Origin of the sequence: Ochrobactrum teleogrylli, assembly GCF_006376685.1 — a bacterium.
Lineage (GTDB): Bacteria > Pseudomonadota > Alphaproteobacteria > Rhizobiales > Rhizobiaceae > Brucella > Brucella teleogrylli.
The window spans coordinates 415113-430981 of the sequence record NZ_VEWL01000001.1; the positions used below are offsets into that span (position 1 = coordinate 415113).

Consider the following 15869-nt stretch of genomic DNA (forward strand, 5'->3'; position numbering starts at 1 on the left):
TCATTTTCTGGTCCGTCATCTCATTATTCGAAATGATCATGAGATCATTTAAATAAAATACTTTTATAAAGCGCTTATCTAATGGCTATTCAGCATACATACACAGTAAAATGAACAGTTTGAGACGCGGATAATATACTGATTTTGTGACACGATTTGTATCTCGTTTCACTCGTGCTCTTTCATTCGATTGAGGCTTGAAGGGATGGCAATTGTTAGAATGCACAGAACCACGTGACTTTCAAATTATGGTGTTTTAAAACGTGATTTTAGATAACGGTGACTTCTTTCAGTTTTTAATTCGGAGGGGCAATGAAACGGATTGGTTCTGCAATCTTAATCGCAACGGTAATGACAGCCATTTCAGGACAAGTGCATTCAGCGGAAAAAGGCGGTTCAATCTTTGGAACGTGGAAAGGCAAATACGCCGAAAGCTGCAAAGCGGTACGAAACGATACGACAGAAGATTTTCTCGTAATCGGAAAAAAGACCCTCAAGCGATACGAGGGCGACTGTGCGATCATAAAACACACGAACAAGGGAACCAGCCACACCATTCAGTTTCTGTGCGAAACGGAGGGTGAGACTGTGCGGGATAGTCTGAAAATCACGCAGTTGAGCGCCAACAAAATTTCGATTGCAGGGGCTGGCGAGTATGAACGCTGCAAATAGACCCCTTTTGATAGCAGGCGTTGCGGTTGTCTCTTCTACGATGGCATTCACGGCCAATGCTCAGCATTTTTCGAGTGAAGGACGTTCAGGGCTTTATCGCGAATATTTTCTCCAAGGCGTAGAAGCTACAGGTGTGGAGGATAATCGTATTGCGACTGTGATTGCTTCTGACAATCGTGGGGAAAGCGAGACCAGCGAATTCGTGGTCAATTGCAATGATACGATGGCGCAAGTCTTGGATGGCGATAATCTCAATCACCAGATTGATGTCCGTAAAGAACCGTCTAATGCTGACCGGCTGTATTGGGAACTATGGTTTGCAGCTTGCCGTAAAGACGTAGCGAAGCTTTCTAAACGGACGGAAATTCACAACTGGCTCGAAACCCTGAACGGTAAAACAGAACTTTCACTGAAAGACATGCCCTATACGGTTCGCTTGCAATCGCTGGATTATTCAAAGACCATCGCCAATCTCGTGAAAGCCGATGTCCAGAGTAAAGGCGAAAAAGGTTCAGAGAGAGCTTACGTTTATTGCGATGCGGATAGCGGTACTGTTTATTGGAAGCAGAGAAAAGCGCTGGTCGGCATTGAGAAAACGCTTGCTGAAGAGCTTAATCGGGATGTTGATCCTGAACTGATCTCACTATCAGACGCTCTTTGGGCGGAGGCTTGCGGGCAATCTGCGACCAAGCCGGTTCATGAAACGGCTTCTAATGCCGCGTCTCAATCCAAAGCTGCTCACGCAGAGGAAAGTGATGCAAGTCGTAAATCACCTTCCACATCGAAGGCAGCGCGTAATGCTCTTTCCGACATCTATCAGAATTATCTGCTGGTAAAGGGGTTCTGCGAATATCATGTGGCTCCTGAACGACAAATGGCTCCCTTGAAAGCTAAGCTGAAGGAGGTCGATCTTGTTGCCGCGTCTCTTTCGCTGGATACCAGTACAATCTGGGCAGACACAGCAAAAAAGATGGAAAAGGACGACAATTACAAACTCATGCAGCTCTATAAAATGATGCCGGTCGGCTTCGAAGATCGGATGCGTTTTGCAAACGCCTGCAAACAGACTGGTGCTGCGCTGAATGTCATCTTGGATGATTATCTGTCCAAATATGGTGGCGTGAAAATGAGCATTGAGAAGGACTTTTAGCGAAACCCTTTCTCTCCATTTCCCTTACGGCCACGTGGAAGAGTTGGGTTCTCCGCTTCTTCCTCAACTTCTGTGAAGAAATCCGCGATATGGCAGTTCAATGCCGTGGCCAGTTTGTCCAAGGTAATCACTGTTGGGTTTTTCTTGCCGCGTTCAATGTGGCCGACATAGGCGCGCTCTACGTTGGACACGAGCGCCAACTCGTCCTGAGAAATGCCGTTAGCGACCCTGATACGGCGCAAATTGAAAGCAAGCTTTTCGAGAATATCCATTCGCTTACAAAACACGCTTGGCTTTCCCGGAGCCACGTTATAAGAAACGTGGTGTTATATGACTCATTATTGTTAGATGAGTTCTTTTGGGGAATTGGTGTCGGGGAAATCCATGCTGAAGAAAATTGCGGGCTTTTGCCTTGCCTCAGTGACTTTGATCGGTTGCGATCAAAATGTCTCAACCACCCTTTACGTTCGAGACGTTCAGGAAATGCTGGCTAAATCAGAGCCTTCTCAAATTCCGGTCGATATTTCTATTGAGGTTCTGGAATCCGGACTGGCTCAAAGATGTTCCAAGCCGGAAGGACAGGAGCTGGTTGAAGCTGTTGCGTCCGTTTTTGAAAAAGCATCGCTGGTTGCATGCGAGAAGGTTTCTGGAAGCCTCAATGACCGGATGACGATCAAGGCTACGACGCTCCTTTTCTATGCCAAACCGGAGGAGCCAATGAAAAGCAACTACTTGCTGGCCTTTGAAGCGTTCAGGATGGAGAACGGAACTCCCACTGTAGCCGTGACATTCAACGCCGAGAAGTACGAGGAAATTCAGAAACGAATACGCCGTGTGAATACCATGGCCAGCATAAAGCTGTCTGATGCGTCCATCTCTGTTGTCATCAACAACGATCTTCGTGAGCCTGTACCGGTGGTTTTTGCACGCGGTGCCTTTGTGGATGGAAAGCCTGCTGATCAGCCTATGCAACTACAGCTAAATCCGCGTCAGGAAGCCAATGTGAAGCTTGGCGACGTCAAGTTGGCGTATCTCGCTCAAAGCGGCTCAGCGCTCATCTTCGGATTAGAGCACCCGCAACAGCAATCGACATCAAACTAGGAATACAAAAATGCAGAAAGCAGGCGGAATTATCGCGCTGGTTGCAGGGATTTTTGGCGTCTTCGCAGCCATTTTCACGTTAGCAGTCGGCGGTATGGGAGCTGGGCTTGAAGCTGAAGGAGCTTCAACCATTATCGGCCTTGGTTGGGGTGGTGTTGCGTTTTCGTTTCTGACCATCATTTTGGGTGCCGTTGCACTAGGCGCAAGAGGACGGTTACCCGGCATTCTTCTGATGATCTGTGCTGTGGCTGGAGCAGTCCTCGGAGGGACCATAGTCGCCGTATTTATGGTGCTTGCATTTATCGGTGGACTGATTGCGACTCTTGGATCGAGAAAGCAGTTGCCAAAAACACCTTCCTAACGAGGCTTTCTGCAAAGCCGTTCACAGATTATGCTATGTGAACGGCTTTTATGTATGAATTCAAGTCAGGGCAAATTACAGTCACACTCTGACCAATCAATACAGTCTAGCCATCTTTCTGGAAAATCAACCCGATGCCAGCACCTTCAATTCCTGCCCATCTAGGCTTGGTCAGAGAAATAGAAAGAGAAAAATTTAAAAATTTAATAAGTATTGTAAATACGGATATTTATAAAGGAATACTTATATGAATAATTTCCTTTTCTGAATCTGTAATCGTTGACGTAAATCTTTCTTTCATTGTCCTTATTTTTTTTGAAAAGTTCTTATATCCACAGTTATAGAAAGACTGGAGTATAAAATCAGTAAACAAAAAGGGTGATAATGGTGATAGAACAGGTATCCTACAGTTTCCGTACTGCCCTATAGTAAGATGTGACATCGGGTGAGTTACATTCTTAGCTGCTGACCTATCAAAATCGAAGCGCAATGGTGCAGGGAAGATACTTCTTTTGATCACATCGCCGTAGATTTCATCCTCATCGTAGATATCAGGATTATTTTGAAACTCATCAAGCGTTGGTGAAGGAAAAAAAGCCAGCCGATGCTTGTGAATAACACCATCAACGAATCGGTACTGCATCTGAATTAGAGCGCCGTCCACCATCGCAATGTTGTATTGTTCTCCTTCCAAGGCTCCATTATACATATCAACATAACTGATATCTTTCATAAAAAGAGACATGTCCGTATACTTTTCGGTAGTTACGTCAATAACCCCTTCTGGATGAGTTCTGAGGATGGAAAAATTTTGTTTGCTGCTCAGTCCTGTTTCGATTAGGTCCGCTGTTATACTATCAATTTGTTTCTTAACAGTTTCTGGACTTGGCATAGCAACTACTTATTGCCCAAAATTGTTCTAAGTTGCTCAATTTGCTCGTTGGGAAGGTCCTCAACGCGCAACTCTCCTTTACGTATTTCTTCTATGAGCCGACCAATATTTGTACTAAAGTCTTTAACATTCTTCTTCTCAGCATCCGTCATGTCTCTATTAATGATATTGATGCTCTTTCTAGTTTTATCATCTGGGACAACGAACGCGAGTTCGAAATCCTCTTGCTGAACCCTTTGAAACTCTTGCTCCAAACGTCGCATGTTCTCGCCGATCCCAAGCACTCTAACCCATGCTTTACTGCGCGTGATCGCCGTAAATAGCCTATTCCTCACCCGCGCAATACCGCCGAATGCTGTATAGCAATCCTGAGCATTCATGATGTAAACCATACCGGCTTCGTTTCCTTTGGCGCGAAAAATTCCGGTGAAGGCAACAGACTGGTTTCCCTCATCGAAGAATACGTCCGGAGATGTATCGACGCCCGCTAGATGGCTATTTATGTTCTTTTCAAAAAGGATGCGGCGGGTCTTGCCAACTGCGCTGCGAGTCGACAGGGGGTCTGGATTAATCACGATAATGTCGTCGCAAGCGAGTTCATCATCGGTTAAGTTCTCTTGGATGGAATTTGCAAGCCAACTTGCTTGCTGATCTTCATTGTCGAAGTGGATAAACTGGATAAGATCATTAATTGGAGAGTGATTTTGTAGAAATTGAGGGCTTGAATGCGCGGTTCGCATAAGCCTTACTTGTGAATTATCTACAAGTTCCCCTTCCTTAACGCGATAACCAACATCGAGCCACAGATTATTATTTTCAAACATCTGCACTAACCCTGTTCCAGTTTTAGGGTCTGCGTCACGATAAATCCCGAATCCCAGGGCATGTGCTGTCGCCAAGACTGGTCCGGAATTGCGATAGCATTTTTCTAAAATGATATCTTGTTGGGGCTGTCCATGTTCAGGTGCCGCTAATTGAACGCGAGGGCGACCGCGCTCGTCAGAGCCGAAAATCTCTTCTGGTGGAGGAAGAGACCTTTCAGTCAACGATTGAAGTTCATCGTAAGCATAGACGAGGCGCTTAATATCCCCCAACATCCAATAGCATAGCTGCAAGAACGAGCTTTCAAAATCTTGCGCTTCATCAATAAGAATTGCATCAAATATTTTTTGGGGATTTTGCATTTGCTGTAAAGCATTGGTGCAAACTCCGTTGAATTCATTACCTTGGCCGAAGGCCCGTCGTGCGCTTTGGAAATCGTAGGCGGAAATACCGTGCCTTTGACAGAACATGTAGTACATGCCGGTCTTTTCTCTGCCACCGGGCGCACCCCATGCGTTAAGTATCTGTAGATTGTCCCAGATCGGCTCTTCCCCCGACTGTTCGATCACGAAGGTTGTGATAAGTCTCCTGAACTGTTCCTTAAGGGACCGAGTGTTAAATGTGACAGCAATCTTCCACTCTGGGTGCTGAGCATGAAGATATGCCGCCTTGAGTGCCAGAATAACCGTCTTCCCTGAACCCGCAAGTCCACGAATTCGCTGCACACCATCTACGGTTTCGATTACCGCGCGTCCCTGTATCACATCAAGATTTGCAATAGATTCTTCCAGAGACTTCAGTTTTGAGCCGCGGGAGTCTACTCGTGAAGCTATCCTGCTTCTCTTATTTCGGCGTATCGTAGAAATGGACTGTATTACAGAAAGAGCGCCCAGATAAGTATCTTGACTTTCCCATTCATATCCAAGAAATTTGTCAATTGTTTCAGAAAAATTTGCGTTATTACATATGGGGTATTGATCGTCTCCCCGTCCTTCGATGTTAGCGACGGGGGCGTATGTAATAACGTTTGATGTGACCAACAGTTTTCGCCCCTGCATCAAGTTTTTATGGGAGCGAAACTTTGTCTCTAATCGATTTACGCCTTCATCTTGGCGGTCTTGAAAATCGCCTAAATCTCTCCCCTCCACCAAATCGAAGATAATTACTCCGCGCGAAGGGCTTACGAGCAGAGCATCAATGGAGAATGCTCCTTCGGGAGTTGCAATAATGGGGTATCCGATGAAAAGGTCGCCTTCGTCTTGTATCTCTGTTTCCAAGAGATCGGCGAGGCGTTGACTTGAAACCGGTTTTCTAGTCGTACCCCAAATGACATTTACCATTTCATTCCCTTGTTAAAAAATCAGCAGTTCGCCCATACACGGCATCTTTATCTCTTTTTGTGCGAATTGAAAACATGACGGCTTTGCTGGAGTTGGATGCCTATGCGCTAAGGGTAAACCTCTAGCGAACTAGCTCTACGCTGGTTCGATAATTTCCGTTTACAACTCAAAACGAACCGATTATAAAAGAACCACTTAAAACGAACTTTTGAGTGGTTCTATGTTTTTACGTGCCTATCTGCGAGCGTCAACCAAGGATCAGGATGCCAATCGGGCGAAAGACGATCTGATTGCATTTGCCAAAGAGCGTGGTTTGAAGATTGCGGCCTTCTATACCGAAAATGAGAGCGGCGCTTCCCTTGATCGCCCGGAATTGTTCCGCCTACTTTCGGATAGCCAACCCGGCGATATACTCTTGATTGAGCAGGTGGACCGGTTGAGCCGTTTGAACTCTGCCGACTGGGAAAAGCTGAAGGCGGAAATTAGGATAAAACAAATTCGCGTCGTTGCGCTTGACCTTCCTACCTCATGGACGATGGCTTCCGAAAATACGGATGAGTTCACGCTTCGAATGTTTGAAGCAATCAACAGTATGCTTCTGGATATGATCGCGGCCATAGCTCGAAAAGATTATGATGATCGCAGGCGGCGGCAGAAACAGGGAATAGCCAAAGCCAAGGTCGATGGAAAATACAAAGGTAGGCCAGAAAATAAGTCGCGGAATGCAGCGCTTCTAAAAATGCTAGAGAGTGGTCAGAGCTGGAACAGCATTATAGCAGCTACTGGCTGTAGCCGCTCGACCCTTTCGAAGTTGAGGAAAACCGCTTTAGTTTAATGGCGTCTTGAGGCTGAGCATAGCGCGACTGGTCTTGAACTTTTCATGAAGTGTCATCGTAGTTTGATTGGTCTGCCTGCTGGAGGAGAAGGCAGTACATGTAATGATTTCGCGCCAACAAGGACAGATCATTGAGCGCAAGCTTGGTGTCCGCAAGCGGGGCGTGGAAGTGCAAAGCACCATTACATCTTCACTGAAATGAACCCTTCGCGTCTTCCCCCGGTATCATAATAAGCTGTCGCTGATGTTGATGTCTTGATTAAAACTCCGATTCACGTCTTTTATCGGACTCGGCTGACTGGGGGCATCGCAAAATGACAATTTCGAAAATTGTAATTCAGAATATCCGCGGATTTAATGATACAACTTTAGATGTCCAGTTTCTTCCCAATAAGCCAAATATCTTTATAGCGCCTAACGGATTCGGGAAAAGCACGTTATCTACCGCGTTCAATTGTGCCCGAGGCGCAAAACTTTTAGTTGATGAAAAAGACAAGCATCGGCAACAAGAAGTACGGATTTCACTGCTCAAGATTTGTCATGAGGGAAAATGGCTAACAGCCGATGATTCGAAAAACGAAGTATCTGAAGAATTCGAAATTTCCGTCATCAAATCAAATATAGAAGCTAAAGCAAAAATGCCGCGTCCTAACGGTTTTGCAGTCGCAAGACCGTATCTAGAGATTTCGGACTTAGATTTAGGCCCCGTGCCGCCGAAGGCTGCACTTAATTATAAATCGTCTGATTACAAGATATTACTTGCAGAGAACTCAAAACTGTCTCCCAATTTACCGAAAATTTTTAATAATTCTATATGTTCCGATTTGTTAAGCAATATTGACGCTATTGACAAATTAAAACAAAAGCGGTGCACGGAGTTATTTGACGCCTCGCTATTGTTCTTGGTTGCAGCGAAAGGAACCAAGCCGGATATCGCTCAGCGTTTCTCACAAGAATTCACAAGCGCTATCATGGCTTGCGAACCCATCAAGCAAATTGTTCAGATAATTGAGCAGTCAGCCACTGAAACAAATTTAGTTGAACGCTTTCTGTTGACGTTTCAATTACACAAACTAATAGAGGACAATCGCGCGGAGTTTAAGAAATGGCTACAACGCTGCGACTTTGAACGGCGGTTAAGTAACATAAAAGCTTTTATAAACGATATAAATGGTGGCTGGGTTGCGGCAGATATAAAAGAAACTAAGGGACGTCTTATCATTAAATTTCCGGATGCAAATTCTCTTTCAAATGGTCAGCGAGACCTCCTTTACTTTACCTGTGCTCTCATTAAGGTAACAAATTCAAGATCACAAAAACCTATAATATTAATTATCGATGAAATTTTTGATTACCTTGATGATGCAAATATTGTAGTAGCTCAATATTTTCTAAGTAAATTAATAGAGGATTTTAAGAGGGAAGGGCGAAGAATATATTTGGCTTTGTTGACGCATCTCGACCCTGTATTTTTTAAGGGCTATGCGCTTAAAAAACAGAATAGGATTTATCTTGGAGTACCAAATCAAAGCATTTCAAATACTATGAAAAAGGTGATTTTGCAACGTGATGACGCAGTATGGAAGGACGATCTTTCGAAGTACTTTCTACATTATCATCCGGAGCGTAGGGATATTTCAAAAATATTTAATGAGACGTATGGGCTACCTAAGAAGCACGGCGTGAGTGTTGATTTCTATGGTTTTTTGAGGGAACACTGGGAGAAACTTGTCGACGGGGCTGAGTCTTATGATCCGTTCGCAGTGTGCGCGCATGTTCGTATAGCGATTGAACAATGCGCATACGAAAAAATTGGTGACCCTCAGAGGCGAGCAGAATTCCTTGACTTACATGGAACGGCAGCGAAGCTTGAACTAGCGGAATCCCTGAATGTTAACGTACCAGAGGTGTGCTTCTTACTTGGTGTGATATATAATGATGCCATGCACCGTAAAGATAACTTGGATCAATCTTCCAGTATTGCGCTTAAGTTGAAGAACATAGCGCTTCAGAGCATAATGAAGAAGGCTGTTGCGTGGTAGACATTTCTTAGTTTTCACGTTCTTCCATCAACTGCACTCATCTAAGATTCTGTCGCCCTGCTCAACTCGTTTGGGCTTATTAAGGATTTGGATAGTTCAATTTGTTAATCTTCGTCAGAAACATTTTTTGGCGTGGGCAGTATGTTTGATACCCTCAAAGAGCTTGGTTTTCAGGTGGAAATTCATTCTCATGCAGAAGCAATATTGAGTGTAGATTTTCCAGAGGCTGTTTTGCAACTCGAAGAAGCTGTGGGCAGTTTGTCAATTCCAATTGAAGAAATCATCGGCTCTGGCGGCGGAGAGACCCAAGGGACACAGCGGTTGCGACGCTCACTTGCAGCGTTGGGTTGGAAGAAGATGAATTTTATCGTTGAAAAGACAATAAACGGCCAACGAAGAGAAGCGATTTCGCACGAGATCGACCACGTGAAACAGTTTGATAAAGGCATAGTTGCCTTAGAAATTGAATGGAACAACAAGGACCCGTTCTTCGACCGCGACTTAGAGAATTTTAAAAGACTTCATGCAGACGGGGCTATCTCTGTTGGAGTTATCGTTACTCGCGGCACCACAATGCAAGATAACATGAAGGAATTGGTTCAGCGATTTGCTTACGAGCGAGGATTGAATTCGAACGACGCAGTTGAGGAGTTCGGCATGGCGCGCACAAAGAGGCAGAGGACTGCCGTCGAAAATAGAGTTAGCGCGTCGGGATGCTCGTTTGAAGAAGCGTGGGCTAGTCTTTTCGTAGCAGACAAATACGGAGCAGCGACGACGCACTGGAGCAAACTGGAAGCGAGAGTGCACAGAGGCGTCGGAAATCCTTGTCCTCTGGTGCTGATTGGTCTTCCATCAAGTATTGTCAGATTTGACCAAAACATTGACTTAGAAGACATTGCTGAGGAAGAAAATGCCCTCATTCGGGACGGCATTGCACCTGAAAGTTGACTATTCAGCTGCGATAGGTCTGTCAGTCGCGGAGTTGTAACTGTATGTGTCCCACGAGGGCTCATATGCCTCGGTAGCTTGGTTACCCCAAGTTGACCAATCCTTACGCACGCCACGCCCAAACATTTCCAAGTAAGGACCCGGCGAGCAGCTTTCTATGAGAGGATATTGCTCATCAGGCTTCCGCGAATGCTCCCGCTTCCGTGAAGAAATGTAGTTCACTTGCGATCTTCCCGGTGGCAACGTACGTGCGTTCTTGCCCTTGACTCCGAACAGAATTAACTCCGTAACGTTACGGAAATAGAAACCTACACCGCGACCGTCTGATCCGCCATCTTTCCGAATCTTATGCCAGACGATGTTTGATTTGTAGTTGAATCCCCATGCTCGCATTACTTCAAGGCCTTCCGGCAAAAGAGCATTAGGAACCCATAGATACAGATGAGCCGTCGCCGCGCAAGCGTCAGCTACCGGAAGCGCCTTTATGGCATCCAGTTCCATCGTACCGTAGCGTGAAAGCCTCTTATGTTCTGGTGCCACTTTACCAGTTCGATTAACGAACTGCCAAGGCGGGTCGGCCATAATGGTCGCGAACCTGCGTTTTCCAACGAAGTCAATAAAATCCTGCGATGCGGAAAACTGATCTTCAGGATTTTTTTTCATTTCGGGGCCTCGCGAATCTTACGTCGCTTCTTAGAGCGCATTTCATGATGGCATGCAAACGAACTGGATATAAGATGTAGCACGCGCCTCTAGAATTTTTTCTGACCTTTAAATTAGGGAGAGGTCTGAATCGCAATGCTAAGTCAGATCAGTCTGAGTTTCTGATAAGCTAGAATAGACCAGTCTCAGTTTCTGAGAGCATTTCCATATAATATTGCGACCCTCAGGTTGAACGCGAGAATGTTGATCGCTACGATTTTTAACAATGGAAGGGCGTGCAGTATCCCGTTTGCAAAGCGTACCCAAGCATAATTTGACGTTTATCTATCTAAATTGTTGGTACAAAAAGTGGTACAAAATCGAATATGTGGAATAGGGTTAAGCTTTTGATATAAAAGCGAGTATAGATTTTTCCTGCCTCGGAAATAATCCCACCCCCTCCGCCATTATTTCCCTTTTTGTTTTCGATGGTGCCGTCAAAACCGGCGACGGTTTTGGCTTTCCAAGCCTGCGCTTGGCGTGATCGATCGTTCTCAATATATATAATATTATACTTTATTAAATATAAAATAATAAGAAAATCATTTAAATAGTTTGAATTTATAATTTAACTTATCAAGTTTATACCTATTAAATTGCGAATACTAAGAAATAATAAGGAATTGGAAAATCAATAATAACATTGATTTTATTTAATGATTATTTTTGAAAGTATTCATTTATTGTTCATCGCGGGTTGGGTAGCGTGAGTTCATCACGAAAGGAGAATATCATGTTCAAGAAAATCCTACTCGCGGCGATTGCTCTTTCGTTCATTGGTGCGCCGTTGGCGCAAGCTCGTGACAACCAGCCGCAGCGCAAACCAGCAGTTCAACAGGTGCAGAAAAAGAAACAGTCCGCAAAGGGCTGGTCTAAAGGGCAGCGCTTCAATGGTTCGCGTCAAAGCGAAGTCAAGGATTACAAGCGTTATGGGCTTCGTGCACCGGGCAAGGGGCAGCGTTGGGTGAAGGTCGATAATCAGTATCTTCTGATTACCGCGGCAACCGGTCTTATCGCTGGTGTGATGGCCGCTCGGTAATTCGCGGATGCGGCAAACAGGACGGTTAGCGCCGTCCTCACTCGGTGAGCAGTGTTGGTTCTCCCTCGAATCCGGCGCTTCTCATCGAGGTTTTATTGTGAGATTGACAATCAGCGCGATTGTCTGCGCATGAGCAGAATGAAGAGTGGCGTACCAATGAAGGCCGTCACGATGCCCGCCGGGATTTCCTGCGGAGCGAAGATCGCGCGGCCCAGCGTATCAGCCAGAACGGTCAATATTGCGCCGATCAACGCTGTCACTGGCAGTAGATGCCGATAGCGCGCGCCGCAACAAAGGCGCGCTGCATGCGGCGCGATCAATCCCACGAAGCCAATTGCGCCCACGGCGGACACCGCGCCTGCCACAGAAAGGGCTGACAGTAGTAGTAGCCACAAGCGGGTCGTGGCCGTATCCACGCCAAGCGATTCCGCCGCATCGCGACCGAGCGCCAGAATGTCGAGGCGTTTCGCGAATGCAAGTGCGATAGCGATCAGCAGAAGCCAGGGGGCAAGCGCCGCCACATCCTGCCAGTTGCGCCCATGGGTGGAGCCTGCGAGCCAGGCAAGTGCTTCGGCAATCTGAAGCTTTGCCTCAATCACCACAATCGTGCTCAACGCTGAAAGGCTGGCTGCCACTGCAAGTCCGGTCAGCGCCGTGCGGGTCGGTGACAGGTTTTTGCCGAGCAGGCTTAAAAGCAAGACCACAAGACAGGCGCCGCCTGCCGAGCAGAGCGCAAAAAGCGCGCTTCCCGGAATGATGCCGCCGAGCAGTGCGACGAGGCTTGCGAGTGCTGCGCCTTGTGCGAGGCCCAGAGTTTCCGGGCCGGATAGCGGGTTGCGCGTCACGGCCTGCAGCAACAATCCAGCTATTGCGAGCAAAGCGCCCGCGCCCATGGCCACCAACACGCGTGGCGCGCGCAGTGCCTGTATCGCCTGCCAGTCAATGTCGCGTCCTGCGATGCCGTCGCCGAACAGAAGCCCGGCCAGAAGAGCCGCGAACAGAACTGCGCCGAGGCTCGCATAAAGCGCGAACGGTCGCTTGAATATGGTTTTCCCAAGGATCTGCGCGTTGTGGGCGGGTGCCTCCGCTTTCATACGACGCAAGACGAAGATCAGCGCCGGTGCTGCGAAACAGGCAGCGAGGATTCCGGTCGGGATGATGGTGCCGGCACTGCTTAGCCATTGAGCGGCAATGTCGGCTGAAAGCAGCGCAACCGCTCCCCACAGGCAGGCTGCGGGCAAAAGCGCTTTGTGCCGAACCATGCCAGTGGCGCGGAGCAGATTGGGCACTGCGAGACCAATGAAACCGATAGGCCCGGCGATGGTAACGGCAGCACCTGATAGCACGATTGTGGCCAGAAGGCCGATCAGCGCAGTCGCTTTGCCAAGCCCAAGGCTTGCCGCCATGTCGCTGCCGAGCGCCATGACGTCGAACTGGCGGGCAAGGGCGACCAGCAGCAGGATGGCTCCGACAATAAAGGGGGCGAGCGGTGCAACTTTAGCCCAGCCTGTTTGTTCCAGCATGCCGGAAGACCACAGGATGATGCCGGATGCGCGATCATCGGCAATCAGGATAATCGCGGAAGAAAGCGCCGAGAAGGCGAGGGATACCGCCACGCCCGCCAGTGCCAGCCGAACCGCTTGGGCGCGCAATCCGCCGCCCACCAGCAGGCATAATGTTCCGCCCAATGCGCCGCCGATGATCGTGGCGAGGAAGCCCGGAAAGGCAAATGGAAGCAGCAGACTGGAAACAACCAGGGCCAGTTGCGCGCCGCTGGTGACAGCCAGAATGTCTGGCGCGGCAAGCGGGTTGCGCAAAATGGTCTGCATCACCGTGCCAGCGGCGGCAAGCGCTGCGCCGACCAATATAGCCGCTATTGCACGGGGCAGGCGAATTGTTTCGATGATAATCTGCGCCAGCGTTTGCGGCCGCGACGGCGACTGCAAAACGTCCTGTAGCGTGACATTTCCACTGCCGATGACGAGTTCGGCGACGGTCAGCGCGATCAGCAGCAGGATTGCCAGAACGACAATTCCAATCGTGAAACCTGCCGGTTTAGTTTGGCTTGTGGTCAGAGGCTGCGCGGTCATTCCGCGCTCCGCTCGCTCTGCTGATTTCCGGCAGATGGCTTGATGGATGCATGGTTGACCCAGCGTGGCATGCAGAACGGGATCGGCAGAACCGGGTGCGCGGTCACTTCGATATCGAAGTCGAAAGCTTCTCGGAGTCGTTCCGTTGTGAATACCTCTTCAGGAGAGCCAGAAGCCATCAAGCGGCCTTTACGCATCAGGATAACGTCGTCGGCCAGTTCCAGCACCTGATTGAGATCGTGCAGAACAGCAACGATGGTCAGGCCATGATCGCGGTTCAACTGCTTGAGCAATGTCAGCAACTCGGCCTGATGCCGGATATCGAGAAAATTCGTCGGCTCATCGAGAAACAGGACGGATGGTTCCTGCGCCAGCGCCAGCGCAACCCATGCGCGCTGACGTTCGCCGCCAGATAGCGAAGCCACCTGACGATGACGCAGGGCTTGCAGGCCGGTTTGCGTGATGGCGCGTTCGATTGCCTTTCGGTCATGATTGCCCAGTCGGGAAAACAGACCTCGATGCGGGTGACGTCCGTTTTCGACCAGTTCTTCGACGGTCAGGCCAGCGGGAATTTCCGGCATCTGCCCCAGCACGGCGATCTTGCGGGCCAGATCAATCCGTTTCAGGCGGTTTATGTCTTCACTGTCAAACAGAACCTGTCCACTCGTTGGCGTCTGAAGCCGCGCCATGCTGCGCAACAGCGTGCTTTTGCCCGAACCATTGGCCCCGCAAATGACGGTTATCCGTCCGGATTGAACCGAGGCATCGACCGAATTCAGAGCCATCGCGCCGTCAAAGCTGACGGAAACGCCAACCGTTCTGATGATTGCTTTGTCCTGCGTGGCCATCGGCTTCCAAACAACATGTTCTTCGATGCCGTGTGATAGACAAGAGGATGGGCCTCCGCAAGTTTTCTAGAGCGTTCCGGTTAAGATTGAATCGTGGGAAGCGCTACCAGAGTTTCTGCCGAAAGGTGTTCGATCAGCGCGCGGGCTGATGATGTCAGTTCGTCCGGCGCGCGTATGCAAAGCGACAAATGCCGAGTGGCCCAAGTGTCCGTCAGCGGGATCGGCACGATGCCGGTCGTTGTCATCATGCGATGAGCGACCAATTCCGGGATGATCGCCAGGCCGACGCCAGCGGCGACCATGGGGCAAATGCTCTCGAATGTGCGCAGTCGCGTGCGCATCTTCAGCTTGACGCCAAGGCGTGCCGCATGCGCTTCGATGTGATCGTAGAGCGCGCCGGAATAGAGGCCAATGAACGGTTCATGCAGGACATCGGCAAGACACGCCGATTTTCTGGCGGCAAGGGAGTGCTGCTGCCCGGTGATGAGAACCAGCCGGTCGATGGTGAAGGGGATGAGAACCAATCCACCGGTATCGACGGCGTCGGACAATATGCCGATCTCGACAAAGCCGCTCGCAACGGACCTTGCGATTTCCGCGCTCTGCCGTTCTTTCAGTTCGACGTCGATCTGTGGATTGTCTGCCATGAACTGCGCGAGCCGCATGGGAAGATATTCGGTCACAGCGGCTGTGTTGGCTGCCACGCGCACGGTTGAGCGCATGCCCCTGGCGTGGGTGATGAGGTCCGCATGCATGTCAGTCATCTGGCGCAGCACGAGGCGCGCATGATGGGCAAGCGCTTCACCCGCTGCAGTGAGGGTGACGCCGCGTCTGCCGCGTTCGAGAAGCTTGACCTCGCCAATGGCTTCCATGTCACGCAGGCGTTCGCTGGCCGAGGGCAGGGCGAGCCCCACTTCCGTTGCGCCATGCGTAATGCTTCCGGCATCGGCAACGGCGATGAAAAGGCGGAGGTCTGTGAGGTCAAAACGCATGCATATTTATCGCTTATATTCTGCCTTCGGTAAAG

The 15869-nt window shown here is 48.8% G+C and carries 15 protein-coding genes; 8 read left to right on the forward strand and 7 right to left on the reverse strand.

The genetic code is table 11. The features are described 5' to 3' along the window. The first annotated feature begins 312 nt into the window (after positions 1–312). Together FIC94_RS01820 and FIC94_RS01825 are read left to right on the forward strand one after the other, a co-directional pair. Positions 313–672, forward strand: coding sequence for a hypothetical protein (locus tag FIC94_RS01820; RefSeq protein ID WP_140023722.1), 360 nt, complete (start codon positions 313–315; stop codon positions 670–672). Further along, the gene (locus FIC94_RS01825; protein ID WP_140023723.1) at positions 656–1822 is read left to right on the forward strand and encodes a hypothetical protein; all 1167 of its coding nucleotides are present in this window, start codon (positions 656–658) and stop codon (positions 1820–1822) included. The genes FIC94_RS01820 and FIC94_RS01825 overlap by 17 nt, the downstream gene beginning before the upstream one ends. On the opposite strand, the gene FIC94_RS01830 is transcribed toward FIC94_RS01825, so the two are convergent. Further along, positions 1819–2094 (reverse strand): helix-turn-helix domain-containing protein, encoded by a 276-nt coding sequence (locus FIC94_RS01830; RefSeq protein ID WP_180917874.1) that lies wholly within the window; start codon positions 2092–2094, stop codon positions 1819–1821. The genes FIC94_RS01825 and FIC94_RS01830 overlap by 4 nt on opposite strands. Before the next feature lie 112 nt (positions 2095–2206). Between FIC94_RS01830 and FIC94_RS01835 the strand changes: the two genes are divergently transcribed. Then, the gene (locus FIC94_RS01835) at positions 2207–2923 is read left to right on the forward strand and encodes a DUF7424 family protein (RefSeq protein WP_140023724.1); all 717 of its coding nucleotides are present in this window, start codon (positions 2207–2209) and stop codon (positions 2921–2923) included. A 10-nt stretch (positions 2924–2933) separates the two neighbouring features. Further along, positions 2934–3284 carry a hypothetical protein gene (locus tag FIC94_RS01840; RefSeq protein WP_140023725.1) on the forward strand — a complete coding sequence of 117 codons (351 nt, stop codon included), beginning with the start codon at positions 2934–2936 and terminating at the stop codon, positions 3282–3284. A gap of 229 nt (positions 3285–3513) precedes the next feature. On the opposite strand, the gene FIC94_RS01845 is transcribed toward FIC94_RS01840, so the two are convergent. Both FIC94_RS01845 and FIC94_RS01850 read right to left on the reverse strand, forming a co-directional pair. Then, a complete protein-coding gene (locus tag FIC94_RS01845) occupies positions 3514–4176 on the reverse strand; it encodes a DUF2290 domain-containing protein (RefSeq protein ID WP_140023726.1) in 663 nt (220 codons plus the stop codon). 5 nt (positions 4177–4181) lie between these two features. Further along, the gene (locus FIC94_RS01850) at positions 4182–6338 is read right to left on the reverse strand and encodes a DEAD/DEAH box helicase (protein WP_140023727.1); all 2157 of its coding nucleotides are present in this window, start codon (positions 6336–6338) and stop codon (positions 4182–4184) included. A 220-nt stretch (positions 6339–6558) separates the two neighbouring features. On the opposite strand from FIC94_RS01850, the gene FIC94_RS01855 reads away from it, so the two are divergent. The 3 genes from FIC94_RS01855 (at position 6559) to FIC94_RS01865 (ending at position 10163) form a co-directional block, all read left to right on the forward strand. Beyond that, a complete protein-coding gene (locus FIC94_RS01855; protein WP_140023728.1) occupies positions 6559–7173 on the forward strand; it encodes a recombinase family protein in 615 nt (204 codons plus the stop codon). Between the two features lie 314 nt (positions 7174–7487). Then, positions 7488–9215: an AAA family ATPase gene (locus tag FIC94_RS01860; RefSeq protein ID WP_140023729.1), complete on the forward strand. Its 1728-nt coding sequence runs from the start codon at positions 7488–7490 to the stop codon at positions 9213–9215. Positions 9216–9356: 141 nt separating this feature from the next. Beyond that, entirely contained in the window at positions 9357–10163 is an 807-nt protein-coding gene (locus tag FIC94_RS01865; RefSeq protein WP_140023730.1) for a BglII/BstYI family type II restriction endonuclease, read from the forward strand. On the opposite strand, the gene FIC94_RS01870 is transcribed toward FIC94_RS01865, so the two are convergent. Beyond that, entirely contained in the window at positions 10164–10826 is a 663-nt protein-coding gene (locus tag FIC94_RS01870) for an MT-A70 family methyltransferase (protein ID WP_140023731.1), read from the reverse strand. Positions 10827–11598: 772 nt separating this feature from the next. On the opposite strand from FIC94_RS01870, the gene FIC94_RS01875 reads away from it, so the two are divergent. Continuing rightward, a complete protein-coding gene (locus tag FIC94_RS01875; protein WP_140023732.1) occupies positions 11599–11904 on the forward strand; it encodes an RcnB family protein in 306 nt (101 codons plus the stop codon). Between the two features lie 110 nt (positions 11905–12014). Here FIC94_RS01875 and FIC94_RS01880 read toward each other — a convergent pair whose 3' ends face one another. From FIC94_RS01880 to FIC94_RS01890, 3 genes are all read right to left on the reverse strand, one after another. Next, entirely contained in the window at positions 12015–13994 is a 1980-nt protein-coding gene (locus FIC94_RS01880; RefSeq protein WP_140023733.1) for an iron ABC transporter permease, read from the reverse strand. Further along, positions 13991–14842 (reverse strand): ABC transporter ATP-binding protein, encoded by an 852-nt coding sequence (locus tag FIC94_RS01885; RefSeq protein WP_140023734.1) that lies wholly within the window; start codon positions 14840–14842, stop codon positions 13991–13993. The genes FIC94_RS01880 and FIC94_RS01885 overlap by 4 nt, the downstream gene beginning before the upstream one ends. 80 nt (positions 14843–14922) lie before the next feature. Beyond that, positions 14923–15834: a LysR family transcriptional regulator gene (locus FIC94_RS01890; RefSeq protein ID WP_140023735.1), complete on the reverse strand. Its 912-nt coding sequence runs from the start codon at positions 15832–15834 to the stop codon at positions 14923–14925. Between the last annotated feature and the right edge of the window lie 35 nt (positions 15835–15869).

Bases quoted from the DNA above. Each gene is read 5' to 3' on its own strand.
- FIC94_RS01820 (WP_140023722.1), top strand. From the start codon at position 313: ATGAAACGGATTGGTTCTGCAATCTTAATCGCAACGGTAATGACAGCC.
- FIC94_RS01825 (WP_140023723.1), top strand. From the start codon at position 656: ATGAACGCTGCAAATAGACCCCTTTTGATAGCAGGCGTTGCGGTTGTC.
- FIC94_RS01830 (WP_180917874.1), bottom strand. From the start codon at position 2,094: ATGGATATTCTCGAAAAGCTTGCTTTCAATTTGCGCCGTATCAGGGTC.
- FIC94_RS01835 (WP_140023724.1), top strand. From the start codon at position 2,207: ATGCTGAAGAAAATTGCGGGCTTTTGCCTTGCCTCAGTGACTTTGATC.
- FIC94_RS01840 (WP_140023725.1), top strand. From the start codon at position 2,934: ATGCAGAAAGCAGGCGGAATTATCGCGCTGGTTGCAGGGATTTTTGGC.
- FIC94_RS01845 (WP_140023726.1), bottom strand. From the start codon at position 4,176: ATGCCAAGTCCAGAAACTGTTAAGAAACAAATTGATAGTATAACAGCG.
- FIC94_RS01850 (WP_140023727.1), bottom strand. From the start codon at position 6,338: ATGGTAAATGTCATTTGGGGTACGACTAGAAAACCGGTTTCAAGTCAA.
- FIC94_RS01855 (WP_140023728.1), top strand. From the start codon at position 6,559: ATGTTTTTACGTGCCTATCTGCGAGCGTCAACCAAGGATCAGGATGCC.
- FIC94_RS01860 (WP_140023729.1), top strand. From the start codon at position 7,488: ATGACAATTTCGAAAATTGTAATTCAGAATATCCGCGGATTTAATGAT.
- FIC94_RS01865 (WP_140023730.1), top strand. From the start codon at position 9,357: ATGTTTGATACCCTCAAAGAGCTTGGTTTTCAGGTGGAAATTCATTCT.
- FIC94_RS01870 (WP_140023731.1), bottom strand. From the start codon at position 10,826: ATGAAAAAAAATCCTGAAGATCAGTTTTCCGCATCGCAGGATTTTATT.
- FIC94_RS01875 (WP_140023732.1), top strand. From the start codon at position 11,599: ATGTTCAAGAAAATCCTACTCGCGGCGATTGCTCTTTCGTTCATTGGT.
- FIC94_RS01880 (WP_140023733.1), bottom strand. From the start codon at position 13,994: ATGACCGCGCAGCCTCTGACCACAAGCCAAACTAAACCGGCAGGTTTC.
- FIC94_RS01885 (WP_140023734.1), bottom strand. From the start codon at position 14,842: ATGGCCACGCAGGACAAAGCAATCATCAGAACGGTTGGCGTTTCCGTC.
- FIC94_RS01890 (WP_140023735.1), bottom strand. From the start codon at position 15,834: ATGCGTTTTGACCTCACAGACCTCCGCCTTTTCATCGCCGTTGCCGAT.